23 protein-coding genes are annotated in these 25157 nt (G+C 60.0%); 16 read left to right on the forward strand and 7 right to left on the reverse strand.

Features of this window, described 5'->3' with window-relative positions; all coding sequences use genetic code 11:
• The first annotated feature begins 74 nt into the window (after positions 1-74).
• The gene (locus WAW39_RS08150) at positions 75-1325 is read left to right on the forward strand and encodes an SGNH/GDSL hydrolase family protein (protein ID WP_422317621.1); all 1251 of its coding nucleotides are present in this window, start codon (positions 75-77) and stop codon (positions 1323-1325) included.
• An 8-nt stretch (positions 1326-1333) separates the two neighbouring features.
• Here WAW39_RS08150 and WAW39_RS08155 read toward each other — a convergent pair whose 3' ends face one another.
• Positions 1334-2890: a phospholipase D-like domain-containing protein gene (locus tag WAW39_RS08155; RefSeq protein ID WP_422317623.1), complete on the reverse strand. Its 1557-nt coding sequence runs from the start codon at positions 2888-2890 to the stop codon at positions 1334-1336.
• A gap of 72 nt (positions 2891-2962) precedes the next feature.
• Between WAW39_RS08155 and WAW39_RS08160 the strand changes: the two genes are divergently transcribed.
• The 3 genes from WAW39_RS08160 to WAW39_RS08170 all read left to right on the forward strand — a co-directional run bounded on the left by WAW39_RS08160 (position 2963) and on the right by WAW39_RS08170 (position 6296).
• Positions 2963-3721: a creatininase family protein gene (locus WAW39_RS08160; RefSeq protein ID WP_422317625.1), complete on the forward strand. Its 759-nt coding sequence runs from the start codon at positions 2963-2965 to the stop codon at positions 3719-3721.
• A 136-nt stretch (positions 3722-3857) separates the two neighbouring features.
• Entirely contained in the window at positions 3858-5099 is a 1242-nt protein-coding gene (locus WAW39_RS08165) for an MFS transporter (protein WP_422317627.1), read from the forward strand.
• Between the two features lie 6 nt (positions 5100-5105).
• Positions 5106-6296, forward strand: coding sequence for a sialidase family protein (locus WAW39_RS08170; protein WP_422317629.1), 1191 nt, complete (start codon positions 5106-5108; stop codon positions 6294-6296).
• A 6-nt stretch (positions 6297-6302) separates the two neighbouring features.
• Here WAW39_RS08170 and WAW39_RS08175 read toward each other — a convergent pair whose 3' ends face one another.
• Complete coding sequence (locus WAW39_RS08175; RefSeq protein ID WP_422317631.1) at positions 6303-6734, reverse strand: hypothetical protein; 432 nt, start codon at positions 6732-6734, stop codon at positions 6303-6305.
• A gap of 46 nt (positions 6735-6780) precedes the next feature.
• On the reverse strand, positions 6781-9090 hold the full coding sequence (locus tag WAW39_RS08180) for a response regulator (protein ID WP_422317633.1): 2310 nt from the start codon (positions 9088-9090) through the stop codon (positions 6781-6783).
• A 325-nt stretch (positions 9091-9415) separates the two neighbouring features.
• On the opposite strand from WAW39_RS08180, the gene WAW39_RS08185 reads away from it, so the two are divergent.
• The 8 genes from WAW39_RS08185 to WAW39_RS08220 all read left to right on the forward strand — a co-directional run bounded on the left by WAW39_RS08185 (position 9416) and on the right by WAW39_RS08220 (position 17562).
• Complete coding sequence (locus WAW39_RS08185; protein WP_422317635.1) at positions 9416-9823, forward strand: hypothetical protein; 408 nt, start codon at positions 9416-9418, stop codon at positions 9821-9823.
• A 174-nt stretch (positions 9824-9997) separates the two neighbouring features.
• On the forward strand, positions 9998-10543 hold the full coding sequence (locus tag WAW39_RS08190) for a NuoI/complex I 23 kDa subunit family protein (RefSeq protein ID WP_422317637.1): 546 nt from the start codon (positions 9998-10000) through the stop codon (positions 10541-10543).
• A complete protein-coding gene (locus WAW39_RS08195) occupies positions 10543-11121 on the forward strand; it encodes an NADH-quinone oxidoreductase subunit J (RefSeq protein ID WP_422317639.1) in 579 nt (192 codons plus the stop codon). The genes WAW39_RS08190 and WAW39_RS08195 overlap by 1 nt, the downstream gene beginning before the upstream one ends.
• On the forward strand, positions 11118-11435 hold the full coding sequence (nuoK, locus tag WAW39_RS08200; protein WP_294401205.1) for an NADH-quinone oxidoreductase subunit NuoK: 318 nt from the start codon (positions 11118-11120) through the stop codon (positions 11433-11435). Before WAW39_RS08195 ends, nuoK begins: the two co-directional genes overlap by 4 nt.
• A gap of 9 nt (positions 11436-11444) precedes the next feature.
• On the forward strand, positions 11445-13325 hold the full coding sequence (gene nuoL, locus WAW39_RS08205; protein WP_422317643.1) for an NADH-quinone oxidoreductase subunit L: 1881 nt from the start codon (positions 11445-11447) through the stop codon (positions 13323-13325).
• 12 nt (positions 13326-13337) lie between these two features.
• Complete coding sequence (locus WAW39_RS08210) at positions 13338-14798, forward strand: complex I subunit 4 family protein (RefSeq protein WP_422317645.1); 1461 nt, start codon at positions 13338-13340, stop codon at positions 14796-14798.
• Between the two features lie 7 nt (positions 14799-14805).
• Positions 14806-16278, forward strand: a complete 1473-nt coding sequence (locus WAW39_RS08215) for an NADH-quinone oxidoreductase subunit N (RefSeq protein ID WP_422317647.1) — start codon at positions 14806-14808, stop codon at positions 16276-16278.
• 81 nt (positions 16279-16359) lie between these two features.
• The gene (locus WAW39_RS08220; RefSeq protein ID WP_422317649.1) at positions 16360-17562 is read left to right on the forward strand and encodes a C39 family peptidase; all 1203 of its coding nucleotides are present in this window, start codon (positions 16360-16362) and stop codon (positions 17560-17562) included.
• On the opposite strand, the gene WAW39_RS08225 is transcribed toward WAW39_RS08220, so the two are convergent.
• Both WAW39_RS08225 and WAW39_RS08230 read right to left on the reverse strand, forming a co-directional pair.
• Positions 17563-17994: a DUF5069 domain-containing protein gene (locus tag WAW39_RS08225; RefSeq protein WP_422317651.1), complete on the reverse strand. Its 432-nt coding sequence runs from the start codon at positions 17992-17994 to the stop codon at positions 17563-17565. It lies immediately after the preceding gene.
• Positions 17995-18037: 43 nt separating this feature from the next.
• Entirely contained in the window at positions 18038-18751 is a 714-nt protein-coding gene (locus tag WAW39_RS08230) for a hypothetical protein (protein WP_422317653.1), read from the reverse strand.
• A gap of 67 nt (positions 18752-18818) precedes the next feature.
• Between WAW39_RS08230 and WAW39_RS08235 the strand changes: the two genes are divergently transcribed.
• Positions 18819-19928 (forward strand): alpha/beta hydrolase family protein, encoded by a 1110-nt coding sequence (locus WAW39_RS08235; protein ID WP_422317655.1) that lies wholly within the window; start codon positions 18819-18821, stop codon positions 19926-19928.
• A gap of 28 nt (positions 19929-19956) precedes the next feature.
• On the opposite strand, the gene WAW39_RS08240 is transcribed toward WAW39_RS08235, so the two are convergent.
• Positions 19957-21105 carry a 6-phosphofructokinase gene (locus WAW39_RS08240; RefSeq protein ID WP_422317657.1) on the reverse strand — a complete coding sequence of 383 codons (1149 nt, stop codon included), beginning with the start codon at positions 21103-21105 and terminating at the stop codon, positions 19957-19959.
• Positions 21106-21226: 121 nt separating this feature from the next.
• On the opposite strand from WAW39_RS08240, the gene WAW39_RS08245 reads away from it, so the two are divergent.
• From WAW39_RS08245 to WAW39_RS08255, 3 genes are all read left to right on the forward strand, one after another.
• Positions 21227-22114, forward strand: coding sequence for an EamA family transporter (locus tag WAW39_RS08245; RefSeq protein WP_422317659.1), 888 nt, complete (start codon positions 21227-21229; stop codon positions 22112-22114).
• A 66-nt stretch (positions 22115-22180) separates the two neighbouring features.
• On the forward strand, positions 22181-22417 hold the full coding sequence (locus tag WAW39_RS08250) for an addiction module protein (protein ID WP_422317661.1): 237 nt from the start codon (positions 22181-22183) through the stop codon (positions 22415-22417).
• Positions 22414-22716 carry a type II toxin-antitoxin system RelE/ParE family toxin gene (locus tag WAW39_RS08255; RefSeq protein WP_422317663.1) on the forward strand — a complete coding sequence of 101 codons (303 nt, stop codon included), beginning with the start codon at positions 22414-22416 and terminating at the stop codon, positions 22714-22716. Before WAW39_RS08250 ends, WAW39_RS08255 begins: the two co-directional genes overlap by 4 nt.
• 52 nt (positions 22717-22768) lie before the next feature.
• On the opposite strand, the gene pbpC is transcribed toward WAW39_RS08255, so the two are convergent.
• Entirely contained in the window at positions 22769-25024 is a 2256-nt protein-coding gene (pbpC, locus tag WAW39_RS08260; protein ID WP_422317665.1) for a penicillin-binding protein 1C, read from the reverse strand.
• Between the last annotated feature and the right edge of the window lie 133 nt (positions 25025-25157).

The following is a 25157-nucleotide window of genomic DNA, read 5'->3' on the forward strand; positions in this document are numbered from 1 at the left end:
ATCCTTCGAGTGAAACAATTCCTTGCCAGAACTCCCCTTTTTTGGAGGTATGTCCCTCTCTCAATTCAACCATCATGCGCATTCTCCCGCTTCTTTGCATCCTCCTCGCCGCAGCCAGCCTGCGTGCGGAATCCCTGCTGCCGCCAAACGCCCGTGTCGCCGTCATTGGTGACAGCATCACGGAGCAGAAGATCTACTCCAAATACATCGAGACCTACCTGCTGGCCTGCACCGGGCGCAGCGATATCAAGGTGTTTCAGTTCGGCTGGAGCGGCGAACGCGCTGGCGGATTCGCGGCACGCCTCGAAAACGATCTCGCGGTGTTCAATCCGAATGTCGCCACAACCTGCTACGGCATGAACGACGCCAGCTACAAGCCCTACGCCCCCGAGATCGGCGCTGAGTATGAGAAGAACATGCGTGCGGTGATCGATGGCATGAAAAAGGTCGGCGTGAAGGTCATGGCCATCGGCTCCCCCGGCGGCGTGGACCCGGATTACTTCAAGAAAAACGTCACCGGCCAGGACTACAACGACAACCTCTCCCACCTGCGTGACATCGCCAAGAAACTCGCCGAAGAGAACAAGCAGCCCTTTGCCAACGTGTTTGACACGATGATCAGCGCTCTCACCAAGTCGAAGGCGGCGCTGGGCAAAGAATACGGTCCTTTCGGCGGTGACGGCTTCCATCCGGCACCTGCGGGTCAGCTCTTGATGGCGCAGGCATTTTTGAAGGCGCTGGGCTTTGAAGGCGATATCGGCACGGTCACGGTCGATATGAAAGGTCCCAACACCGCCAGCACCGGCCATACGGTCAAAGGTCTGCAACTCGGCAGTGTGACCCTGGAAAGCACCAAGTGGCCGTTTGTATTCGACGCAGATCCATCCTCAGCAGGCAGCAATCGCAGCATCCTGCCCTTCACCAGCTTCAATCAGGACCTCAACCGCTTCACCCTCAGGGTGCTGAACTTGGGCAGCGCCAAGGCCAAGGTCACCTGGGGCACCCAGAGCAAGGAATTCAGCCGCGAGCAGCTCGAAGCAGGCGTTAATCTAGCCGCCGAGTTCACCAAGACACCTTTTGATAATGACTTTGCCGCATTGACCAACGCCATCACCCAGAAGGAGAGCTATGAAACGATCCTGATCAAAAATCTCGTCACGCACATGCGCGTGATCGCCGCCGAAGCGGCCGAAGATCCCAAAGTGGCCGTGGCTCTGACGAAGCTGAAGAAGAAACTGGCCGATGAGCATGCCAAGCAGGACGCCAACGTCCGCAAGTTCATCAAGCCCGTCACGCACACGATCAAGGTCGAAGAAATCCGCTGAGGCGGCACTCAGAGCAGATCTTCCCAGGGCAGGCAGCGGTAGATGCAATACTCAAGCCGGCGCACCAGCGACGCGCCGGGTTCGATGCGTCGCACGGTTCGCCAGCCATTGGGAAGCTGCCCTGTCCAGATGAAGGAGCCGTTGGCCGCACGCGTGATGTGCCAGCTGTTCTCCGGCTGCAAACCCTTCATCAAATGTGATTTCAAGCGCGCCGCGAATGCCGCGCTTTGGATGATCACGCCCGTCTCGGTATTGATGTACTTGGAGCGGGGATCCATGTTGTAGGAGCCGATGAACGACAGGCGGTCATCGATGACGAACCCTTTCGTGTGCATGCCCAGCGGCGTGAGTCTGCGGGCATGGATGTAGTCTTTACGGTCTGCCGCATGGGAGTTGAGTTCAAAAAGGCTGACTCCGCTGTCCAGTACGTCGGCGCGACGGTTCGCGATCCCCGCCATCGCGGCCACCCCGTCGATGGAAGCCAGGGAATTGGTCAGCACCTGCACCTGCACACCGCGTGCGGTGGTCGTTCTCAGCAGCTCCAGCGTGTCTTCCTGGGGAATGAAATAAGCGGCATGCATCGTCACGTCGGACTTCGCCTTGCGAACGGCAGTTTCAATTTTGCGCCATACTGGTGAGGCTACTTGTCCCTGTCGCAGCATGCGTTCCGGCGGGTCCGCCACAAATTCGTACTCCGCCCAGATCATGCGGCTCACAATCTTGTGCAGGGTGTCCAGTGACTCCGCCCGGCTCAGAGAGAGGGGGAAGGGGCGGCCGCTCCTCATGGCCAGCGTGCGTTTTTTGCGTGCAATGTGTCGGCGCAAATCTTGGAGTTCTTCACGATCACGATCAGTGATTTTTGTCTGATCGCCCATGCGTGTCAGCGGCGAGCGCCAGAAGAGCTGAAAAGACCTGGCAGCCGCTTCCACCACCGGCCCTGCGGCAATGAAATCCAAATCCCGCATGTTGTGCCGGCGATCAATGCCAAAATACGCATCTCCCAGATTGCGCCCGCCGCCCATGACGAGGGTGCCGTCCGCGATCATGAGCTTGTTGTGCATGCGGCTTTGCATGCGGTCGATCTCGCCGATCACCGGAATGGGGTTTCCGGCGAAGATGCCCTTGAGGTCGGTCATCGGATTGAAAAAGGCCACACGGATGTTGGGATGCGCCGCCAGCGCCGCAGAACGCACCTCCACCTGGGCGTCGGTGGTGTTGTCCAGTAGCAGGCGCACCTTGACGCCGCGGTCGGCGGCTGCCAGCAGACGGTCGGCAAAGGTGGTGCCGACCACATCGTCTCTCCAGATGTAATATTGCACGTCCAGCGTGCGCTGCGCAGCCTCCACCATGGCCAGACGTGCCAGGAAGGACTCGCGGCCATCCTCCAGCATTTCAAATCCAGCCGTGCCCTCGCGGCGCACGGTGCGCTGGCGGCAGGCATGCGCGATGGTTTCCTGACTGACAAACCCCACCGTGGGTAGCGCGCCATTTTTCGGACCGGAGGTCCCGCAAGCTGCCTGCAGAATGAGTGTCCCACCAAGCAGTAGACGGGGCCATAATTTCATCAGGCAGGATTCCAGCGCGGAACAAAGATGCAAGTCCATCAAAAAACGAATCGCGAATGGCGTTCTAATCGGATGCTTTTAGCTGATCTCACCTGGCCCGCTGTGGCCGCCCTGGACAAAAACACCCCCGTCATCTTTCCCGTCGCCGCCTTGGAGCAGCATGGCCGCCACATGCCGGTCTTTACGGACAGCATGCTGACAAACGAACTCGTCCGCCGCACCGAGGCCGCCCTGGGAGAGCGGGTGTTGATTGCGCCGCTGACCTGGCTCGGAAATTCGCACCATCACATGGACTTCCCCGGCACCTTGTCCGCAGAGCCACGGCTGTATCTCGATCTGCTCAACGGCCTGATGGACAACTTCATCGCCCATGGCTTCAAGCGCCTCGTCTTCCTCAACGGCCACGGCGGCAACGACATCCCCGGCAAACAGGCTGTCTTCGAGACCCGGCAGAAATATCGTGATCGCAGCGATCTGCTGCTGCTCTTCGCCACCTACTGGAACCTCGGTGCCGAGCCCTGGACTCGTGATCCTTCCATCCAGCAGCGCGTCATGGGCCACGCCTGCGAATGGGAGACCAGCATGGTGCTCCGCCTCCGCCCCGAACTCGTCGTCGATCTGACCAAGACCACTGATGTCCCCTTCGGCAACGCCTTCGAACCCGCCTCCCGCGGCTGGATCATGCCTGACCGCAGCGAACCCGGCCACGTCGGCGATCCCCGCTCCGCCACCGCCGAAAAAGGCGAGGTGCTGTTCCAATGCTTCAGCGAGTCGGTCGTGACGATGTTGGAACGCGTGATCGCATGGGATGGCAAAAGCTGGGAAGGGTAGTCACATGCCCCAAAGATGTCCGTCTGCTAATGAGGCTCGCGGACATTGATGCCGCGATTTCACTCAGCTCTGTTGGTCTGATTTTTGCATGCGAAGAAAAATGCAGTGATCTCCTTTTGTTTCCGTACACACCTACATGCCCACTCCCCGCTCCTCCCTCTGGAAATGGTACCTCTGCGGCCTCCTGCTGCTGGCCACGACGATCAATTACATGGACCGCCAGACGCTGGCGAATGCCTCGACGCGGGTGACGAAGGAGTTTAACCTGTCGCAGGAGCAGTATGGCGACATGGAGCTGGCCTTCGGCTGGGCCTTTGCGGTGGGATCGCTGGTCTTCGGCTTTCTGGCGGACCGCTTTCGCATTTACTGGCTCTACCCCGTGGTGCTCAGCGGCTGGTCGCTCATGGGCATTGCCTCCGCACAAACGGAAGGCTACTGGCCGCTGCTGTCTTGCCGTGTGCTGCTGGGTTTCTTTGAAGCAGGCCACTGGCCCTGTGCGTTGAAGACCACGTTCGCACTGCTGCAGCCAAAAGACCGCACCATGGGCAACAGCGTACTGCAAAGCGGGGCGTCCATCGGCGCTGTGGTGACACCTCCGCTGATGATCTGGCTCATGACGGACGAGCTTTCCAGCTGGCGTCTGGCCTTTGAAGCCATCGGCTTCATCGGGCTGCTTTGGGTGGTGCTTTGGTTCGTGTCGATGCGCAAAAATGATCTGGATGTGGTGGTGGAGGATGATCCATCGAAACGCGAGAGCATGTGGGGCATTCTTCGGGGCGGCCGCTTCTGGGCGCTGGCCATTTTAATCTTCGGTGCGCAGACCTGCTGGCATCTCTTCCGCGTTTGGCTGCCCAAGTTCATGCAGGAAGGCCGTGGTTACTCAGAGACAGAAGCACTGGCGTTCAATTCCGCCTACTACATCGGCACGGACATCGGCTGCATCGCCGCTGGGATCATCTCACTCTGGCTCGCCCGGCGGTTCACCATCTCCGCTCACGGCGCACGGCGTTGGGTGTATGCAGGCGCTTGTTTCATGACGTCGTTCAGCGTGCTCCTGCTGTGGCTGCCCAAAGGCTGGCCGCTCATGGGCGCGATCCTCATCGTCGGTGCCGGAGCCCTGGCTTTGTTCCCCTGCTATTACAGCTTTGTGCAGGAGCTTTCGGACCGCCATGTGGGAAGGCTCACCGGCTTGCTCAGCACCTGGGTGTGGGCGGTCTCCTCACCCATGCACAAGCTGTTTGGCAGACTCGTGGATGAAACGAAGTCCTTTGATCTCGGCATGGCAATGGCTGGTCTTGTGCCTTGGCTCGGCGTTGTCGCCATGAAGCTCCTATGGGACACGCAAAAATCGAAGGACCCGGCAGCTGCAGTGCGTTGAGTGGGCATGATTCGTCTGCTGACACCTGCCTTGCTCGCCGTTTCGGTGCTGCACGCCGCCGAGCCCTACGAACTGAAGCTCGAAACAATCACCAAAGGCTACGACGGCACAATGTGCTGGGTGCACCCTCGTGCAGGCGCCATCCCCGGCAGCCCTCCGCAGGTCGTGTTGACCATACAGAAACTGCTGCTCACCGGCAGCGATGTCTTTTATGCGCTGAACCATGTCAGTACCTCCGATCTCGGCAAGACGTGGACCCCGCCTGTCGAGCACACGAACACCCTGGGCCGGCGTGCGGAACCGGATGGCGTGATCGTGGCCGCCTGCGACTTCACCCCGAAGTGGCATGCCAAGTCAGGCAAACTCCTCGGCATCGGTCACAACGTGCGTTATTCCGGCGACAAGGTCATTCACGAACGCCCCCGCGAAACCTGCTTCTCCGTCTATGATCCGCAGAAGTCCACCTGGACGCCATGGGCCACGTTGCCGATGCCCTCAGATCCGAAATTTGAAAATGCAGGCGCAGGTTGTGTGCAGCGGGTGGATTTGGAGAATGGCGACATCCTGCTGCCCATCTATTTCAAAGCCAAAGGAGATAAATACTACCGCGTCACCGTGCTGCGCTGCAGCTTTGACGGCAGCACACTGCGCTTCATTGAGCAGGGCAATGATCTCGCACTGGAATCAGGACGCGGTGTGTATGAGCCGTCATTGATCCGCTGCGCGGGGAAATTCTATCTGACCCTGCGCAATGACACTGCAGGCTACGTGTGTGTCAGTGAGGACGGCCTGCACTTCAGCGAACCGAAACGCTGGGACTGGAGCGGCGGCGGCGATCTGGGCAACTACAACACCCAGCAGCACTGGGTGGCGCACAAAGACCATCTCTACCTCGTGTACACCCGCAAAGGCGCGAACAACGATCACGTCTTCCGCCATCGCGCCCCGCTTTTCATGGCGGAGGTGGACAAGGCCGGCCTCACCGTGAAACGCGAAACCGAACGCATCCTGGTGCCGGAACGCGGCGCACGACTCGGAAACTTCGGCGTGTGCGAGGTCAGTGAAAACGAAACCTGGGTCACCGTGGCCGAGTGGATGCAGAAGAACGGCCCGGACATCGTCATCAAGCCCGACAACAAGTATGGCGCTGACAACAGCGTCTATGCCGCGCGCATCCTGTGGAAGGATGGCAGATAGCCTGCATCAGCCCAGATACTCACCCGCAATGACCTCCTCCTCGCCCTCATTCTCATGGATGGCACTGGATATGACCCGTTCGGTCACTTCATCGAGGTAGGTTTGCAGTACCTTGCTAAGTTCAAGGAACTCTGGCCACAGCGTTTCGTCCACAAAACTGCGCGGCACTCTGACCATGACCGTGGTCCGCCGCTGACGCGCATAGCGGTACGGTCTGAGCTCATACCGGCGCAGCAGGGCGGTGAAGAGTTTTTTCGACCAGCCATCCGCAAGGGTGAACTTGTACTCAATCGGTCGCTCAACCTTGGCGGTCTCCCCCAGTCGGCGTTTGATGCGCAGGATGGCATCGGCGGCGGCTTCTTTCTCACCGGGTGTCGCAGCACCTGCATAAAGCCGCTCGATCTTGCTGAGCTTGTCGAGAAGGTCCTGTTCGCGCATGCAGGTTCTTTCTCAAACCAGACACACTTGTCAACGCAAGCCCCGCTTACGAAGCGCGGCGGATGCCACGTGTCGCCAGGATGTTGCGCACCAGCCGCAGCATGTCGGCAGGTTCATAGGGCTTTGGCAGCACGGCGGCAAAGCCGTAGGCTGCCGGATTGGCCATCACCGGATCATCCGAGTAGCCGCTGGAAACGATGGCAAAGACCTCGGGGTCGATGGCACGAAGCTTTTCCATCGCACGCACCCCACCCATGCCATTGGGAATGCTGAGGTCGAGAATGACGAGGTCAAAGGCTCGGCCTTGGGTCACGCTTTCCTGATACATGCGCACCGTTTCACTGCCTTCGGAGCTCTCAGCCACATCGAAGCCGTTGCCCGTGAGATTTCGGACGATCAACGAGCGCACCAGCGGATCATCCTCCAGCACCAGGATGCGCGGATTGGCGGCGTTCAGTTCCGGTGCCGCGTCGAACACCTTGCTGAGACCAAAGGCATCAGCTTCCTCACCATCGGAATCCAGCGGCAGGTAGAAGCGCACCGTCGTGCCCTTGCCATGCTCGGAACTGACGGTCAGCGAGCCGCCGTGGGCTTTCGCAATGGATTCGCAGACCGTGAGGCCCAGACCCGTCGCGTTGTCAGCCTTGCGGGTGCTGAAGTAGGGCTCAAAAATATGCGGCAGATGTTCCGTCGTGATGCCTTCGCCTTTGTCTTCCACTTCGATGGCAAGGCCCGAGGGCTGGAAGTTCGTGTCGGTGACCATTTCACCCGGGAACATTTCGGCATGATCAGGTGCGAAGCAGCGCACGGTGATTTCCCCGCCATCGGGCTGCGCCTGTTCGGCGTTGCGGATCAGATTGCTCAGCAGACGACGGATCTGGGCACCATCAATGGCGATCTGCGGCAGCCCCGGCTGTACTTCGATCCGGTACTCCACGCGATTCGCACGTGTGTGATGCGTGAAGAAGGTCTCAATAAGGTCGCCAAGGCGGATCTGTGTTTTGATCGGCGCACCGCCACGGGCGAAGGTCAGCAGCTGCTGCACAAGGTTCTGCGCCTGCAGTGTGGCCTGCTTGGCCGTGTGCAGTTCAGGCAGAGTGATGGCATTGCGCAGGCGCATCTCGGCCAGCGAGATGTTGCCCAGCAGCACGGTGAGCAGATTGTTGAAATCGTGGGCAAAGCCACGCGCCAGCAGTCCAAGAGATTCCAGGCGGTCGATGCGGTTGCGGCGCTCCGCTTCCTCGCGGCGCGCCGTCACATCCTGTACCAATAGCAGCAGGCCTTCACCAAAGGGGTAACCACGCAGTTCCAGCCAGATCTGTTTTTCGTCCAGGTAAAGCTCACGGTTCACCGTCTCCCGGTGCAGCATGGCATGGGCAAAGGCCTCATGATGCAGTTCACGCGTGGCGCTGGGCATGATGTCCCACAAGGAAAGGCCCAGCATGTTCTGCAGGTTGCGGTCAAAGAGGCGCAGCGCGCTCGCGTTGGCATAGGTCACCCGCCAGCGGGCATCCAGCGCAAACAGCGGGTCGGAAATGCTCTCCACCACATCCACGAGCGGCGCAGTGCTGCGGTTCGGGATAGGCGTTGCTTCCACCGGCGCTGGCACAGCAGCGGCCCGGAAAAGAATGATGAGGCCGGTCAGCTGGCCCTGCGCATCACGCAGCGGTGCCGTACGGTCCTGGATCGGTACGCGCTCACCCGCCAGGGTCGTGAGGTAAACCGTGCGCTCGGCGGCTTGCGTGGCTGACTCCGCAGAAAGAATCTCCGCAGGCTCACCCGTGCTCTGATAAATACGAAACACTTCGTTCAAGGAGCGGCCGACGGCTTCCTGCGCATCCCAGCCCGTGGCACGGGCGGCGGAGGGGTTCATAAACACCACGCCTCCAGACAGATCCGCCGCGATCACGCCATCAGCCAGGCTTTGAAACGCCTCAAAATAGCTGTGCTCACGGCGCTGACGCTCGTTTTCCTCAAAATGGCGCTGCGCAGCCACTTCCACGGCAAGACGCAGTTCGTCGTGATTGAAAGGCTTGAGCAAGTAACCATGGGGGTGCGTTCCTCGAGCGCGGGCCACGGTGTCCAGATCCGCGCACGCAGTCACATAGACGATGGCCACGCGGCTGCGGCTCTGCAGCTCACGGGCAGTGTCAATCCCATCCATCTGTCCCGCCAAGTGCACGTCCATCAGGACCAGATCAGGCCGAAATTCATCCAGCCGCTCCAGTGCTTCCTCTCCAGAAGCACAGATGGCGACCACCACATAGCCGAGTTTGCCAAGAGTCGTGGCCATGTCGCAGCCCACGAGGCCCTCGTTCTCGACGATTAATATACGAATGCGGTCAGAATTGGTCATTTCCCCGTTAGTTCCATTATTCTAACCGATATGAATTAGAAACGCCATAGGAATTCTAAGTCCTTTTACTCGACTGGTGAGAATTTGCCAGAAAGGACTCACGGTTCGGACGGCACTTGTCCGGATACCTTGCCTGTGGTTACTGACAGGGCCGTTGTTTGCTGAGACATAGAAATTTACATCAGTGCCTTTGCACAGCCCGCCTTCACTGCATCGCTCAATGAGGCATAGTGGCTTCTGAAAAAAACGAGGTCTGCGAAAATTTGGCTCGCCATCCCTCCTGTTCTTTTAATAACCTTGCTGCTCACTTCACAAAATCTCTCTCATGAAATCGTTCCTCGCATTTCTTGCTGTTCTGGCTCTCAGTTTCTCGCTCTCCGCCGCTGAAACCGCTCCGCCAAAGAAAAGTCCGGAGAAACCCTCAGCCAAAGTGGAGGCTGTAGCCAAAACACTGGCCCCCCAAGAAAGAGCCCAGCTGCTGACTTTGCTGAATCAGGGTGATCTGGCGGCACTCATGGCGATTCCCGGCATTGGTGAAGTGCGCGCCAAGGGTATTCAAAAAGCCCGCCCCTTGGCCGATGTGACCAATGTGGTCAGTGTCGATGGCATCGGCGAGGGCATTTTTGCTCAAATGGTCGCCTATGCGAAGGCCGGCTTTCCCCAGCCGGAGAAAAAAGCTCCCGCCAAGAAAAAGGCCGCGCCGAAAAAAGCGGACGCTCCGAGCCCCAAATAGCCTGCAGAGGGGAGCTTTGGAGCCCCTGCCGCTCATTCAGGCGATTCAAGGCCCATTTCGGCCTGATTTTGGGATTCCGGCCCGGCCTTGTGAAATTTTTCACAAATAGCGGTTGCCGCACTGCGGGACGTTCGGATAATCAAACCCGGTTCTCCTGCGGTTCCCTGCTCATACATGGCCACTATCATTGTACAACGTCCCAAACTTGCCTGGCATGAACGCTGGTTCATTTCCACGCTGCTGAAAGGGCTGAAAATCACGATTGGGCACGGCATCAAGACCTTCCTCCAGATTGCCGGGGGCAAGCCCAAGGTCACGATGGAATACCCGGAGCAGAAGTGGGACGAGCATTTGCCCGAACACTACCGTGGCGCCCCCGCCCTCGTCACGGACGAGCACGACCGCGAGCGCTGCGTCAGCTGCCAGCTCTGCGAGTTCATCTGCCCGCCCAAGGCCATCAAAATCATCCCCAGTGAGATCCCCAGCGATGATCCATGGGCCAAGGTCGAAAAGCGGCCCAAGGAATTCGACATCGACATGATTCGCTGCATCTACTGCGGCATGTGCGAGGAGGTCTGCCCGGAGCAGGCCATTTTCCTGCGCAAGGATTACGCCATCACCGGTCTCTCACGCCAGGAGATGGTGCACAACAAAAAGCGCCTCTATGAAATCGGCGGCCAGCGCGTGGGGCTGGTGAACAAGTGGAACGAGCTCAAGTAATGCCCCCTCTGCTGTTCTATCTCTTTGCACTGATCACCCTGGGCTTCGGCTTCTTGGTCGTCACCGGTCGCAATCCAGTCACATGCGCTCTCGCGCTCGCGGCCAGTTTCGTCGGCCTCGCCGCGCTGTTCCTCAGCCTTGACGCCTACTTTATAGGAGTCATCCAGATTCTCGTCTACGCCGGCGCGGTGATGGTGCTCTTCCTGTTCATTATCATGCTGCTGGACATCAAGACGGAGGAGGGCAAGAAAATCAATGTCCCCGCCATCGTGTCCGGTGTGCTGCTGGCGGTGCTGCTCACCCTGCAGATCATTGCAGTTGTCGGCAGTACCGAACTGGCGAACAAAACCTCGCAAAATACCCCCCTGGCTCTGGCCGAGGCGGCCGGAAAGATCGGTAAAGCGGCGCTGCCCACGATTACCAACGACCTCAAAACAGGCACGCTGCCGGATGCCAAGCTGATCGGCTTCACCCTTTTTGATCAATACGGCTTCCACCTTCAAGTCATCGGCCTGCTCCTGCTCGTCGGTACGATCGGTGTCGTCGTTCTCAGCAAACGCGAAAGGAGCGCCCCATGATCACCCTTGGCCACTATCTCGTTGTCAGCGGCATGCTGTTCTCTCTGGGTCTCGCTGGCGTCATTGCCAGAAGAAACATCATCATCGTCTACATGTGCCTGGAGATGATGCTCAGCGCTGCCAATCTCGCTCTCGTCGGTTTCTCCCGCTTTCATCTTGTCAACGGCCTGCCGGATTACACCGCGCAGTCGCTCGTGTTCTTCACCATCACCGTGGCTGCTGCTGAAGTGGCCGTGGGTCTCGCCATCATCGTGGCTCTCTTCCGCTCCAAGCAGAGCGTGGATGTGGAGTCCGTCACCAAACTTCAAGGATAACGCGCCCGCATGCACGCCAGCATCATCCTACTGCTGCCATTCTTTTCGGCGCTCGTCATCCTACTGGGGCACCGTCAGCTCAAAGGGGCCTCCGTGCTCATTTCGGTGGGTTCCTCGATCATTTCCTTCATCGCCTGCCTGTTTTTCCTGGCGGCTGAAGATGACAACAAGCTCCTCCTGCCCTTCCTCGATGTCGGCGGCCATTTCCATGCAGGCATCGATGTCCTGATCGACAAACAGAGCCGGGGCATGATGTTCATCGTCAGCTTCATCGGCATGCTGGTGCACAACTTCTCGCTCGGCTACATGAAGGACGACGACGCGAAGCCTCGCTTCTTCGGTTCTCTCTCCCTCTTCATGTTCTCCATGACCGGCATCGTGCTGGCTGGAAACCTGATCATGATGTTCATCTTCTGGGAGCTCGTCGGTCTGAGCTCATACCTGCTCATTGGTCACTGGTACCAAAAGGCCAGTGCCGCCGAAGCCTGCAAAAAAGCCTTCCTCACCAACCGCATCGGCGACTTCGGTTTCATGATCGGCATTTTGCTGCTCTTTGGGGCCAACCACGGCAGTGTGAACCTCGATGATCTCGCCACGGCCTTCAAATCAGGCCCGCTGGCTCCCGGGGCACCCGGTTACAGCGCAGGTTTCACCACGGCGGCCGCCTTGTGCATCTTCCTCGGCGCTGTGGGTAAATCCGCCCAGTTCCCGCTCCATGTCTGGTTGCCGGACGCCATGGAAGGCCCCACCCCCGTCTCCGCCCTCATCCACGCCGCCACCATGGTCGCTGCAGGTGTTTACATGCTGGTGCGCGTGAGCTTCCTCATTGAGGCTTCGCCCTTGGCGGCGGAAATCATCGCTGGCATCGGCTGCTTTACCGCCTTGTTGGCGGCCTTGATGGCCACCCAGCAGAACGACATCAAGCGTGTGCTGGCCTATTCGACTCTCTCCCAGCTCGGTTACATGGTCATGGCCGTCGGTGCCGTGGCGATGGCCGCCCAGCACGGCCACGAGGCGCACGGCCCGAACCCCGGCCATCCGGCCATGTTCCACCTTTACACGCACGCCTTCTTCAAGGCGATGCTCTTCCTCGGCTCCGGTGCCGTCATCTATGCCTGCCACCATGAGCAGGACATCTGGAAGATGGGCGGCCTTCGCAAGCACATGCCCGTCACCTTCTGGACCTTTCTCATCGGCACCCTGGCATTGATGGGCCTTCCATGGATCACCAGCGGATTCTACAGCAAGGAAGCCATCCTCGGCGCGGCTTATGACAGCGGCTGCAGCATCCTCTTCCACTCTGCCTCGCTCACCGCGCTGCTGACTTCGTTCTACATGATGCGTTTGGTCATCATCGCCTTCTTTGGCAAGCCCCGCACTGAATCTGCGCATCATGCCACCGAGGTGCCTGTGATCATGCTGCTTCCTCTCGTCCTGCTGGCGGTCTTTTCCATCTTCTCCGCCTGGGACGGCTTCGCCACGCCGCTGCAGGCCTACAAGCCGGCGCATGAGCCGCCCCATACCACGGTGCTGGCGGCTTCCATCCTGGCATTCCTCTTTGGCACCGGCGGCGCCATCTACCTCTATCGCGGCAAGGACAAGGACCCGCTCAGCATCAAGCTTTTCGCCAACAAGTTCTACTTCGACGAAATCTACGCCGTCATCGTCCGCATCTGCCAGGACCGCCTCGCTTGGATCGTCACCGCCTTGGAGCGTGTGTTGGTCGATGGCCTCATCGCCCGCCTGCCCACGGCGATCGTCGCCCGTCTCGGAGCCGCCACCCGTCTGCTGCAGGGCGGCCATCTGCAAGGCTACACCTTCCTGCTGGGCGGTGGCGTCATTGCTGTGATTTATTTAGTCGTGTTTGTGCTGCCCCGCATGGGCCATTGATGGAGAAACTGAATGAGCGTTCTTGAACTAATCATCGCACTCCCGCTGCTCGCCGCTCTGGCGATCTGGCTCGGTGCGCCTGCCCGCGCTGCATCCCTCGGTGCCACGTTCATCAATCTGATCCTCGTGTTCTACACGGCGGTTCAATACTGGGGCAAAACGGGTCTCGCCTTCACCCATTCCCGCCCGATCCTCGAAAATCCATCGCTCAGCTTCGCCGTCGGTGCGGATGGCATCTCGATCATCCTCGCCCTGCTCACCGGGTTGGTGATGCTTGCTGCCATCTGGCAGATTGAGGATCGTCCCCCGATCTTCTACGTTTCCTCGCTGCTCATTGGCGGAGGTGCACTTGGGGCCTTCCTCACCACGGATGTTTTCTTCATCTACGCATTCCATGAGCTCGCGTTGATCCCCACCTTCCTCATGATCGCCTTGCATGGGCGTGCCGAGCCTGCCCAGCGCAAGGCCGTTGCATGGAAGGCCACCATTTATCTCGGTGTCGGCAGTCTCGTGCTGCTCGCCGGTTTGGTCTGGCTGGTGCTCGAATTCAGCGGCGGCTCCAAGCTCACCTTCGACCTCGAAGCCCTCCGCAGTCAGGCCAAGTTGAATCCTCTGCCAGATGCCAAGCAGGCGCAGATCTTCTTTGTCCTCCTTCTTGGGTTTGGCTCACTCGTCAGCCTCTTCCCTTTCCATAGCTGGGCCGCGCCGGCTTACGCCACTGCTCCCACACCCGTGGCCATGCTTCACTCCGGCGTGCTGAAAAAGTTCGGTCTTTACGGCCTCATCCGCATCGCGCTTCCGCTGCTTCCTCAGGGCGCTCATGTGGAATGGGTGCAGAACGCGCTGCTCTTGATGCTGCTCGGCAACATCCTCGTCATGGGCCTCGTCACCATCCATGCGAGCCGCCTCGACAATACCCTGGCCAACTCCAGCGTCATGCACATGGGCTACATCTTCCTCGGCATTGCCGCAGGCACCGAGATCGCGCTGAAAGGTGCGGTGATCCTCATGTTCGCACATGGTATCTCCATCGCGCTGCTGTTCGGCCTGTGCGGCCGCATGCGCAATCAGCTTGGCACTCTGGAGTACAACAAGCTCGGCGGCCTCGCCACCCATGCTCCAGCGTTCACGGTGCTGTTCGCCTTTGGCTCCTTTGCTTCCATCGGCCTCCCGGGCCTCACCAACTTCGCCGGCGAAGTGCTGATCTTCCTCGGCAACTTCACCGAGTTCAAAGCAGGCGTCCTGACCAATTTGCAATGGACCGTCATCCTGGCGCTCTGGGGCGTGGTGATGTCCGCAGTTTACATGCTGCGCGCCTACCGCAGCATCTTCCACGGCAGTCCTGCCACAGGCCTCTTCATGATCGATCCTGTGTTCTCCCAGCGCGTGCCGTTCATCATGCTCGCCACCACGCTGCTTGTCACCGGCTGCTGCCCTTGGCTGCTGCTCAACCTCATGAAATCCGCGCTGTAGTCCTGCCATGAGCGTTTTCACCATCGAAGCCGGCCTCGCCATTCTCGGACTCTTCCTCCTTTTGCTGGAGGCCTTCAAGCCCGACATCTCCCGTCGCACTCTCGGTCTCACCGCCATCGCTGGCGCCGCCCTCGCGCTCGTGCTGTTGACTCTCGCGCCGCACGACTCTGCCAGCCTGCCCGGCTTCATCCAGCCCTGGCATCAGCTCGACAGCCTCGCCCTCTTCTACAAGGGCTTCGCGCTCGTCATCACCATTCTCGTGCTCTGGCTCACGCTGGAATGCGCCCCCTACCTCACCCGCTTCACTGTCGATGGCAAACTGGCCGAAATGTTCAGTCTGCCCCTCATCGTCTGCGCCGGCATGATGTGGATGGCCTCCGCCCGTGACCTCGTCACCGTCTTCGTTGCGCTCGAACTCGTCACCGTCTCCTTCTACGTCCTCGTCGCCTTTGCACGCAAAAGCGCCTTCAGCCTCGAAGCCGGCGTCAAATACCTCATCCTCGGTGCTCTTTCCACCGGTGTCCTCGTCTATGGCATCGCCTGGATCTATGGCGCCACCGGCACCATGAGCTTCGATGGCATCGCCAAGGCGCTCGCCAATCCTGCCACCAGCAAAACCACCGCCCTTTTCGGTGCCGCCGTGCTGCTCTGCGGTCTCGGCTTCAAAGTGGCCGCCGCACCCTTCCACATGTGGGTTCCGGATGTCTATCAGGGCGCTCCCACTCCTGTGACGGCCTTCCTTTCCGTCGGCTCCAAGGCCGCTGGCTTCGTCGTCCTCACTCGTGCTCTGGACGCCTTCATGGCCGAAGGCTCCATCATTGGCAGCGAGGTCCAGGGCTTCCTGCTCGTCATCGGTTCGCTCACCGCCCTGCTTGGCAGTCTGCCCGCCATGTTCCAGACCAGCGTCAAGCGTCTGCTCGCCTACTCCAGCATTTCCCACGCAGGCTACCTTCTCCTTGCCCTCGCCTGCCGCGAAAGCGCCCGCTTCGATCTCTCCTCCGGGGGTGTCGTCGCCTTCTATCTCGCCACCTACCTGCCCATGACCGTCCTCGGCTTCCTCGGTCTCGGCCTCATGCGCGCCAACGGCCTTGGCGAAGACATAAAAGACTTCACCGGACTTGCCAAACGCAACCCGCTGCTCGCATTGCTGATGACCATTTCCTTCGCCTCGCTCGCCGGGTTGCCGCTCACTGCCGGTTTCCTCGGCAAGCTCTTCGTCTTCCTCGGCCTCGCCGATCACGGCTACTGGGGTGCCATGAGCTGCGCAGTCATCGCCGCCGCCGCCGGTTTCTACTACTACTTCAAGACCATCCTCGCGATGTACACCACCGAAGGCACCGACGTCCCCGCGCTGACCTTCTCAGGTCCCGCCAAAGCCGTCGCCGGTGCCCTCGCTCTCGTCATCCTGATCCTCGGTGTCTATCCCAAGCCGCTGCAGAACGTCCTGACAACGGATCGTCCCGCTGTTGTGGCGAAGTGATTGACTTGGATGGGGCGCAGCGGTTAAAACCGTTGCATGAACCGTGGCGTTAGTCTGGCAATCCTCGCTTGTCTCCTTTCCTTGCCGGCACAAGCCCAGGAGCGCAAGCTTCCCGAGCTCTCCGCCAATCTCGATGCATTGCTGAATTTCGCAGATCTCTGGAAATGGAGTGCGTCAGACATGGAAAAGCACTACGTGCTGAAGCTCGAAGATCAGGAAAAGCAGCAGAAGCCCCCGCAGTTTGAATGGGTGAGCAGTGCCAGGGACCGCGCGCGCTTCTCCCGTCACATGTTCAGCAACGCGGAGACCAATCTGACCATGTTTGGCGGTTCCATCAAACTGGAGGAAGCCATTCTGGAGTTCGTGAACGGCAAGGCTGCTCGTGCCACCATCTCCTTCTACAATCGCGGCGACTCGGGCGATATCACCACGGCGGAATTCGACCGCATTTTCAAACTGATCGGTCAAAACCTCGGCCAGGTGATGAAGGTCGCTCCCAAGCGTCAGATATTGTCTTCCAATGCTGCGCTGCCAGTCACCGGCTGGAACTGGACTTCGCCCGCCGGGGTCGCCCTGCTCGAGTACAACGAATACAACACACCCGGTAAAGTCACCAAGCCCGAGTTCCTGCGCCTGAAACTCGCCGCACCCAATCAGGCCGACTGGAGCATGGGCAAGATGGCCACCGGCGTTCAGCGCATGGAACTGCTCCAGCGTGTGAAAAAGACCGCCGAAGGTGATGTCTATATTTCCGGCGTACCCATGGTGGATCAGGGGCAGAAAGGCTACTGCGTCGCCGCCAGCTGCCAGCGCCTCTTTGAATACATGCGCATTCCCTGTGACCAGCACGAGATGGCCAAACTCGTCAGCATCGATGGTGAAAGCGGCGCTGATATCACCACCATGCAGAAGAGCCTCGCCAAGATCGATGGCGCCTTCAACGTGACTTTCAAACCGCTGGTGAATCCCGAACAGTATTATTCCAGAGGCAAGCGCCGTGTCTCAGAGAAGGAGTTCCTCTCCATCATCAAGGAATACACCGACAAAGGCGTGCCTTTGCTCTGGGGTTTGTTCCTGGGCCAGAAGCCCGAGGATCCACCGCTGCCAAACGGTGGGCAGGTCAGCGGCGGCCACATGCGCATGGTCATTGGTTATAACCTGGCCAAGAATCAGGTGCTCTTCACAGACTCCTGGGGCGCAGGTCATGAGCTGAAGCGCATGACATTGCTCGACGCCTACGATGTCACCTTGGGCCTCTACTCCATGGCACCACGCGGGTTCTGATCAGGGCGCACGTCCTTCTTCGACATCCATCATGTCAAAGAACGTTACCAGGTCTTCCCGATGAGCCAGGCCTGCCTCGGCCCGCTGCTTGATGAGCCCTTCACTGGCGGCATCGCGCCAGCCACGCTTGTGCATGAAGCCGTTCCAAATTTCGATCTGCTCTGCCGTCGGCCGGTTGCCATTCAGGCAGCACCATTCCAGGATTTCTTCGTCCGTTCCACCTGCCAGCGTGCGCTCTGACAGATCATTGAAGTCCACCCCCAGAAACTTGCACACACGCTCGTCAAAGGTGCGATTCCCCGCCAGGTAGCCCAAGTGGTAGCCGTCGGGCAGTTTGCCTTCCTTGGCGTTGAGCCGGATTTTATCGAGGATGCGCCCGAAGACGGCAATGCCGCCGACCAGATCACGAGGAGAACGAATGGGAAATGCCATGCGCCTTTTTAACGAGGACGCATGGCAAAGTCAATTCGCCGCCTTATTCCGCCTTCTTCTTCTTCCCTTTGCCAGCCGGTTTGGCAGCAGCAGCCACCTTTTCACCGGGCTTCGGCAGGGTGGCCTTCACCTCTTCCCACGCAGGATTGAGCGTGGCTTCAGTCAGTGAAAAGTTACGAAAATCCACCGACTGGCCGCTCACCGTGAATCCGGGGCTGGCTTTCTCAGTCAGGAAAAGGTCACTGGCACCCCAGGCCACGAGGTCATCCACTTTGCCCAGCATCTTGTCTCCCACCATTTCCAGGCGGACCTTGTGCCAGCCCTCGCCGAGTTCCGTGGGAAAACGGGCAAAGACGACCGCCTTGTCCGGCCCCTCATGGTCGTTGTCATCACGCTGGATGGCCACCGTCTTCGGCGTGATCATGATGCGCGCCATATGGTCCTTGATGGCATTGATCGAAAGGCTCGTGGCCTTGGCCCCTGAAAACTTAAACTCATACTCAATGACAAAATCCTTCAGCTTGTTGGGCAGGCGCGTCACCGCACCATGCTTGTCAGCCTCCAGCTCAGAGCCGCGCAGCACACCATCCACCGCCTCCCACTTGCCCTTGGCCGCTTTCCACGGAGCGCCTGCACCGTCGGTGAGCTTGTTTTCATAGATGACTTTGCCTGGGATGGCGAGCAGTGGCTTGTCCTCGCCACGTGCCGCAAAGGCGGCAAGAGCAAGCGTCAGGGTGAGCAGGGAGGTGTGTTTCATGGGCCGTTGTGAACGACAGTACCGCATCCATGTTGCGCGAAAATTCCCGACCTGATACAACCGGCGCATGCGCACCACCGCTGTCTGCCTCACTCTCCTGCTCACCTCCATGCAAGCCGCTGAACCCAATGCCGCCGCCGAAGCCTGGCTCGCGAAGACAAAGATCGCCCCACCTCTGCAGGTGCCAGCCTCCCTCGACGCATGGCAGCAGCAGCGGGCACAAATCCGCGCGAAGTTAAACGAACTCCTCGGTGACCTCCCACCGCGTCCACCCATCTCCGCATTCCAAGTGATCAGCCGCGAGGACAAAGCCAGCTACACTCTGGAGACCCTCCAGTTCGAAAATGGCGCAGGCGAGACCGTGAAAGGCTATGTCTTTGTTCCGAAAACGGCCACTGCACAGAGCAAAGCTCCGGCCATCCTCTACTGCCACTGGCATGGTGGGCAGTACGACATCGGGAAACAGGAGCTCCTTCAAACGAACGCCACCCCCGTCGCCGCAGGCCCCGCGCTGGCCGCTGCCGGTTACGTCGTCCTCGGCATCGACGCCCCCTGTTTCGGCGAGCGCAATGGCCATGGCCCCGACGGCCCGCAGCAGAAAGGCGGCAATGGCGAGATGACCGCCGCCAAATTCAATCTCTGGGCCAGTCGCACGCTCTGGGGCATGATGCTGCGCGATGATCTCACCGCGCTCGATTACCTCTGCTCGCGGCCCGAGGTGGATGCTCAGCGCATCGGCGTCACCGGCATCAGCATGGGCTCCACCCGCAGCTGGTGGATCATGGCCTTGGATGACCGCCCCCGCGCCGCCGTGTGCGTGGGCTGCATGACGCGCTATGAAGAACTCATCCGCGCCGGCATGCTCAAGGCCCACGGCATTTATTACTTCGTCCCCGGCATGCTCAAACATTTCGACACTGAAGCCGTCATCGCCCTCGGCGCACCACGCCCCATGCTCTTCATGACCGGCGATCAGGACAGCGGCTCACCCACCGACGGCGTGCGCCACATCGGCAAGATCGTGAGCCAGGTCTACGCATTGCATGGCCAGGATGCACCATCACATTTCGAGAACGAGATCTACCCAGGCATCGGCCACGTGTATCTGCCGGACATGTGGGAGAAGACGGTGAAATGGATGGACCGCTGGGTGAAGAACGGAAATCCAGCCAAGTAGGTCAAAGCTGCGCTCAGGCGCATCTGGGCTACCAAGAACTCAAATCATCATGCAGCCGCTCCATCTCACGGGAGAAGGCCGCGCGCTCCGGCATGTCAGGCTCGCCGTAAGGCACGATTTCGATGACGTTCTTGCGCAGGGCGGTGATGCCGCTGCCCCCGTCCGCCTGCTGGATGCTGGTCCATGCGCAATCCGCAAAGCGTGCGGCAAGGATGCAATCCTGCGGCGTGGTGTGGCCGCCGCGCTGCAAATGACCAAGCACAGAAGGACGCACTTCAAGGTCGGGGAAGGGTGCCCCGGCGCGTTGGAAATACTGCTGGAAGGCATCCATCAGCACGTAGGCGCGGTTGCGCTTCTGCGGCGGATCAAACTCCACGCCTTCCGCCACCAGCACGATGGCGTGGCCGCGTCCGCGCGTCATCGCGCCTTCGATCTTGGCCGCAAGCTTCTTCATGGCCTCCTCGTTTAGCGCTCCCGACTCCGGGGTGACGATCATCTCCGCACCGGAAGCCAGGCCGGCCATCCGCGCCAGATCTCCGCTCGCGCGACCCATCGTTTCCAGCACCATCACCCGGCGGTGGCTGCGTGCCGTGTCGATGAAGTGATCCACCGCCCAGACCAGCGTGTTCACCGCCGTATCGACTCCCAGCGCCATGTCAGTAAATTGAAGATCGTTATCAATCGTCGCAGGAATGCCGATCACGCGCAAATCGCTTTCTTCCGCCAGCAGCCGGGCACCCGTGAGCGAGCCATCTCCGCCCACGACGACCAGCGCGCGCACGTTGAGGCTTTTGAGAAGCTTGAGCACGCTCTCACGCACCTTTTTCTCGTGGAATTCCAGACAGCGCGCGGATCCCAGGATGGTGCCGCCTTTGCCCATGATGCCGCTCACGCTCGCGTGGTCCATCTGGATGACGTGCAGTTGCTCGGAGATCAGACCCGCCCGGCCCGTGTGGGTGGCGATGTCCTTTTTCAGACGCACCAAAGCTTCAGCATCATCATTCACGGCACGTGCAGTGCGGACGAGGCCGCGGTAACCGTCTCGGATGCCGAGCACCGCGATTTTTTCACGGTTCAGGCCCAGTCGCACGATGGCACGCAGAAAAGCATTCATGCCGGGCGCGTCACCACCACTGAAAAGGACGGCGACGGATTGTTCGGGGAAAGTGGCGCTCATGGGAGAAAATGGAAAATGGGGGATTCTCTGCTTAGCGAGCACTCTGCGCGTGGCAAGTGGCTGCTTGAGAGCTTGAAATTCCTCGCACTTGCTACCCCGCCTGCGCGTGTTAATGGCGGGGGTGTCCCCAGCTTTCGCCACCACGCTTTTCCCGCTCATTGCCGCCCTCCTGTATGCTTTCGGGGCGCTCGTGCTGAAACGCTCCAGCGACCTCGGCGTCGGCCTCTGGCGCACCACATTTGTCGCAAATTTGATTGTCGCGGGGCTGTTCTCCTTCCTCTGGCTGCTCGGCGGCCCTCCGGTGGAAATAGTCGATCTGTGGCAGCCCGGCGTCATCGCCATGTGCCTCTTCATCGGCCAGCTCGCCCAGTTTCTGGCCCTGGAAAAGGGGGATGTGTCCGTCGCCGTGCCCGTGTTTGGGCTGAAGGTCATCCTCGTCGCCTTCTTCACCCCGTTGCTTATCGGTGAGGCCGTGGGGGTGAAACTGTGGATCGCCGCCTTTCTCAGCGTCCTGGGCATCACCTTCCTCAACCGCAAGGATGCCGGCCAGCCGCCGCGTCATCTGCTCATCACCTTCGTTGCGGGTGGCATCGGTGCGGTGGCCTTCGCCATCTTCGATGTGCTCGTGCAAAAGTGGGGCCCCTATTGGGGCGTCGGCCGCCTGCTCCCCTGCATTTTCTGGATCAATGCCCTGCTCTCCTTCGGCCTCATCTTCCGCTTTTCAGCCCCCCTCAGCGCCATCCGGGTCCAGGCCTGGCCATGGCTTGTGGGAGGGGCGGTCCTGCTCGGCACCCAGAGCATCATTTTCGTCAGCACCCTCGCCGTCTTTGGCAAGGCCACCTCCGCCAACATCGTCTACGCCTCACGCGGCCTCCTCAGCGTGGCCCTCGTCTGGATGATCGGCCACTGGTTCATGAACGCCGAACAGCACCTCGGCCCCAAGGTCATGCGCTGGCGTCTGGCCGGCGCCCTGCTCATGATGAGCGCCATCGTTTTAGTGGTGGTTTGATCACGGGTCTGTCGCCACGCAAAAAGAAGCCGTTGCCACCCGGCCATGCGAAGGGCATGTTTCCCCATGATTCTGGAAACAATGCCCGCCTTGAGTGCGCTCACCGTGGATCAAAAGCTCCGTCTCGTGTCGGAGCTTTGGCAGGATGTTTCACGTGACAGCACCATCACCGCCGAGACTGCGGCGTTGCTTGATGAGCGGTTGCAGGAATACGAGGCAAATCCTTCCGCCGTCCGCAGTACGGAACAGGTGGCGGCGGGCATCAAGGAGCTCAAGAAACGCATCGTCGCATCCCGTGCATGACCGCCGTCTGGACACTTGGTGCCGAAGCCGATGCCCAGCGTCTCTACGAACAGCAGGAAAATGGGGAGGAAGGTGCAGGAGATTGCTTCTTCGAAGAAGTCCTGTCCTCTGTCCAGTTGCTGGAGGCGTTTCCTGAAACCGGCCCTGTCGTTCATCGCGGCAACATCAGACGGGTGCTGGTTTTCAAACGACACTTCGGCTTGTTCTACGTGGTGGAACAACGTGGAATCATCCTGCACGCCCTGCTGGATCTAAGACAGGACCCCGAAAGAATCATGCAGCGGCTGAGAAGCATTTAAGTTGCCGGTTGTTCGCGCTGGATGCCCCTTCTTAGATCTTCCAGAATCGTAATCATTCCTCCCGCACAATCACAAACGTCCTCGCACTCAACCCGCTCGCCTCATCCCTCACCTCAATCTCATGCCTCCCCGGCTTGAGGATGGCAAACGTGTGAGCACCCTCACTGCGCAGCTCCAGCGTCTTGCAACTCCACCGCGCCTGACTCGACCCCGCCGCCTGCAGCAGCAGCCGGTTGCCACTGTTGCGAATATCCGGATCAAGAATCACCACCGTGCCCGGAATCGGATTCGTGATCCGCAGCACCGGCCTTTCCCCAGTCTCCGCCGTCGTAACCAAATCCCCCAGCCAGTTGGCGCTGCTGCCGATCCACCCAGCATACTCACGCGGCAGAATCGCACGGCCCCGCGCATCATAATCATCAGCTTGCGCCACAGCGGGGAGCTTGCCGCTGATGAAAAACTCCTCGCGACTCACCCGCGCAGGCGGCGTCTGCGGCGTCAATCGTTTCCCCGTGCGCGGATCAATGCGCGCCCGCACCATGTCCTTCGGCGTCGCGAACCACGTGGCCGGATGCTTCTCATGCAGGTGCTGCATCACATCCCGGAAGATCGGCCCTGCGCCCGTGACACCGCTGACATCCTGCATCGGCGTGTTGTCGAAATTACCCACCCACACTCCCACAGTGAACTCCGGCGTGTACCCCAGCGTCCAGTTGTCGCGAAAGGTGGAACTCGTCCCGGTTTTCACAGCACACTTGAACGGCAGCCTTAGCACCGACCAACTGCCAAATGACATCTCACGCGCTTGATTGTCGCTCAAAATATCCGCGATCAGCCAGCTCTCGTTCTCTCCCAAAAGCCGCCGCTCTTCAGCAGCTCGATCATCCTGCATCAGCGTCCAAGCCTTGAACCGCCCCAGCCGCGCGAGACACGCATACGCATTCGCGAGTTCAACCAGTCGCACCGAAGCATTCCCAATCGTGAGGCCCAGCCCGTAGTGCGCCGCGTCTTCGTTGAGGGTGCTCATGCCGAGTTCACGCAGCTTCGGCAGCAGCGTTTCCGCTCCACCAATGCTGTCCAGCACACGCACCGCCGAGATGTTCAGCGAATTGCCCAGCGCATAGCGGTACGTCATCGGCCCATAGCTCCGCAGAGAAAAATTCTCGGGACAATATGTGCCCGACGCAGTCCCAAATTCCACCGGAAGATCAGCCACAATGCTCGCTGGCGTAGCCCCGCGCTCAAAAGCGATCTCATAGGTAAACGGCTTCATCGCCGATCCCGGTGAATGCGCCGCCCACGCCCCATTGAGCTGCCCACCGTCCTTGGCGAAAAAATCCCGCGACCCGGCCAGCGCCAGCACCGCTCCCGTCGCATTCTCGATCACCACCACCGCCGCATGCGTCACATGGCGTCCTTTCAGCGATTCCAGCCTCTGCGCGATGATCGTCTCCACCTGCTGCTGCAGCGTGGCATTCAGCGTCGTGCGGATCGTTTCTCCATGGCCTCCTCCGCGCAGCATCTCCACCGCATGCGGTGCCTCGAACCCACCACTGAATCGTTGCAGCACGATCTTCTGGTCCAAGGCTACACGATGCTGCTCGTCATCCAGCCAGTGCAGTTCGTGCATCTTGTCCAAAATTCGGCGCTGACGCGGCAGCACGCTCTCCAGTTTGCGAAACGGATTCAGCCGCGCCGGGGACTGCGGCAGCGCCGCCAGCAGCGCACACTCTGCCGGCGTCAGATCACCCAGCGGCTTGTGAAAGTAGCCCGATGCCGCAGTCGAGATCCCCGTCATGAGATTGCCAAAGGAAACCCGGTTCGCATAAGCCGCCAGCACCTCCTCGCGGCTCCAGCACATCGCCAGCCGGCGCGCACGCAGCGCTTCAGCGACCTTCACCCCCAGCGTCCGTTTGCCCCTTTGCGGCGTGGTGTTCTTGATCAGCTGCTGATGAATCGTCGAAGCACCAGAAACAATGTGTCCGCTGCGTCCATTGTCCCATGCCGCGCGCATGACCGCCAGTAGGTCGATGCCGCCATGCGAGAAGAAGCGTTTGTCCTCTGCCGCCAGCAGCGCATGCACCAGCGCAGGCGGAATCTCCGCGTATTTCACCGGCGGTGCAGAGCGCGTTCCATCTTCGTTCAGCAGATGCCGCAGCGGCGTGCCATCACGGGCAAGATAAAGCGTGGAAGCTGGCGGCGGCTTGAGCAGCGCCTCCGGCAGCGGCAGCAGCCACGGCAACCCCCACCACCCACCTGCCGCCAGCACGAGCAGGGTGATGAGAAAGATTTTCCAGCGGCGGCGCATGCGGCAATCAAGCCCTGAGTGGCGGTGAAATCCAGAGCGCTGTGTTTTTGAGAAGCCGCCTGGCACATTCAAGCATCGCGGCAGCGTCTTGGAGTGCGGTGGCAGAGATGCACGGCGCAAGCCTGCATCGGCG

Source organism: Prosthecobacter sp. (assembly GCF_049294395.1).
In the GTDB taxonomy this organism is placed as follows: domain Bacteria; phylum Verrucomicrobiota; class Verrucomicrobiia; order Verrucomicrobiales; family Verrucomicrobiaceae; genus Prosthecobacter.

Bases quoted from the DNA above. Each gene is read 5' to 3' on its own strand.
- WAW39_RS08150 (WP_422317621.1), top strand. From the start codon at position 75: ATGCGCATTCTCCCGCTTCTTTGCATCCTCCTCGCCGCAGCCAGCCTG.
- WAW39_RS08155 (WP_422317623.1), bottom strand. From the start codon at position 2,890: ATGAAATTATGGCCCCGTCTACTGCTTGGTGGGACACTCATTCTGCAG.
- WAW39_RS08160 (WP_422317625.1), top strand. From the start codon at position 2,963: ATGCTTTTAGCTGATCTCACCTGGCCCGCTGTGGCCGCCCTGGACAAA.
- WAW39_RS08165 (WP_422317627.1), top strand. From the start codon at position 3,858: ATGCCCACTCCCCGCTCCTCCCTCTGGAAATGGTACCTCTGCGGCCTC.
- WAW39_RS08170 (WP_422317629.1), top strand. From the start codon at position 5,106: ATGATTCGTCTGCTGACACCTGCCTTGCTCGCCGTTTCGGTGCTGCAC.
- WAW39_RS08175 (WP_422317631.1), bottom strand. From the start codon at position 6,734: ATGCGCGAACAGGACCTTCTCGACAAGCTCAGCAAGATCGAGCGGCTT.
- WAW39_RS08180 (WP_422317633.1), bottom strand. From the start codon at position 9,090: ATGACCAATTCTGACCGCATTCGTATATTAATCGTCGAGAACGAGGGC.
- WAW39_RS08185 (WP_422317635.1), top strand. From the start codon at position 9,416: ATGAAATCGTTCCTCGCATTTCTTGCTGTTCTGGCTCTCAGTTTCTCG.
- WAW39_RS08190 (WP_422317637.1), top strand. From the start codon at position 9,998: ATGGCCACTATCATTGTACAACGTCCCAAACTTGCCTGGCATGAACGC.
- WAW39_RS08195 (WP_422317639.1), top strand. From the start codon at position 10,543: ATGCCCCCTCTGCTGTTCTATCTCTTTGCACTGATCACCCTGGGCTTC.
- nuoK (WP_294401205.1), top strand. From the start codon at position 11,118: ATGATCACCCTTGGCCACTATCTCGTTGTCAGCGGCATGCTGTTCTCT.
- nuoL (WP_422317643.1), top strand. From the start codon at position 11,445: ATGCACGCCAGCATCATCCTACTGCTGCCATTCTTTTCGGCGCTCGTC.
- WAW39_RS08210 (WP_422317645.1), top strand. From the start codon at position 13,338: ATGAGCGTTCTTGAACTAATCATCGCACTCCCGCTGCTCGCCGCTCTG.
- WAW39_RS08215 (WP_422317647.1), top strand. From the start codon at position 14,806: ATGAGCGTTTTCACCATCGAAGCCGGCCTCGCCATTCTCGGACTCTTC.
- WAW39_RS08225 (WP_422317651.1), bottom strand. From the start codon at position 17,994: ATGGCATTTCCCATTCGTTCTCCTCGTGATCTGGTCGGCGGCATTGCC.
- WAW39_RS08230 (WP_422317653.1), bottom strand. From the start codon at position 18,751: ATGAAACACACCTCCCTGCTCACCCTGACGCTTGCTCTTGCCGCCTTT.
- WAW39_RS08235 (WP_422317655.1), top strand. From the start codon at position 18,819: ATGCGCACCACCGCTGTCTGCCTCACTCTCCTGCTCACCTCCATGCAA.
- WAW39_RS08240 (WP_422317657.1), bottom strand. From the start codon at position 21,105: ATGAGCGCCACTTTCCCCGAACAATCCGTCGCCGTCCTTTTCAGTGGT.
- WAW39_RS08250 (WP_422317661.1), top strand. From the start codon at position 22,181: ATGATTCTGGAAACAATGCCCGCCTTGAGTGCGCTCACCGTGGATCAA.
- WAW39_RS08255 (WP_422317663.1), top strand. From the start codon at position 22,414: ATGACCGCCGTCTGGACACTTGGTGCCGAAGCCGATGCCCAGCGTCTC.
- pbpC (WP_422317665.1), bottom strand. From the start codon at position 25,024: ATGCGCCGCCGCTGGAAAATCTTTCTCATCACCCTGCTCGTGCTGGCG.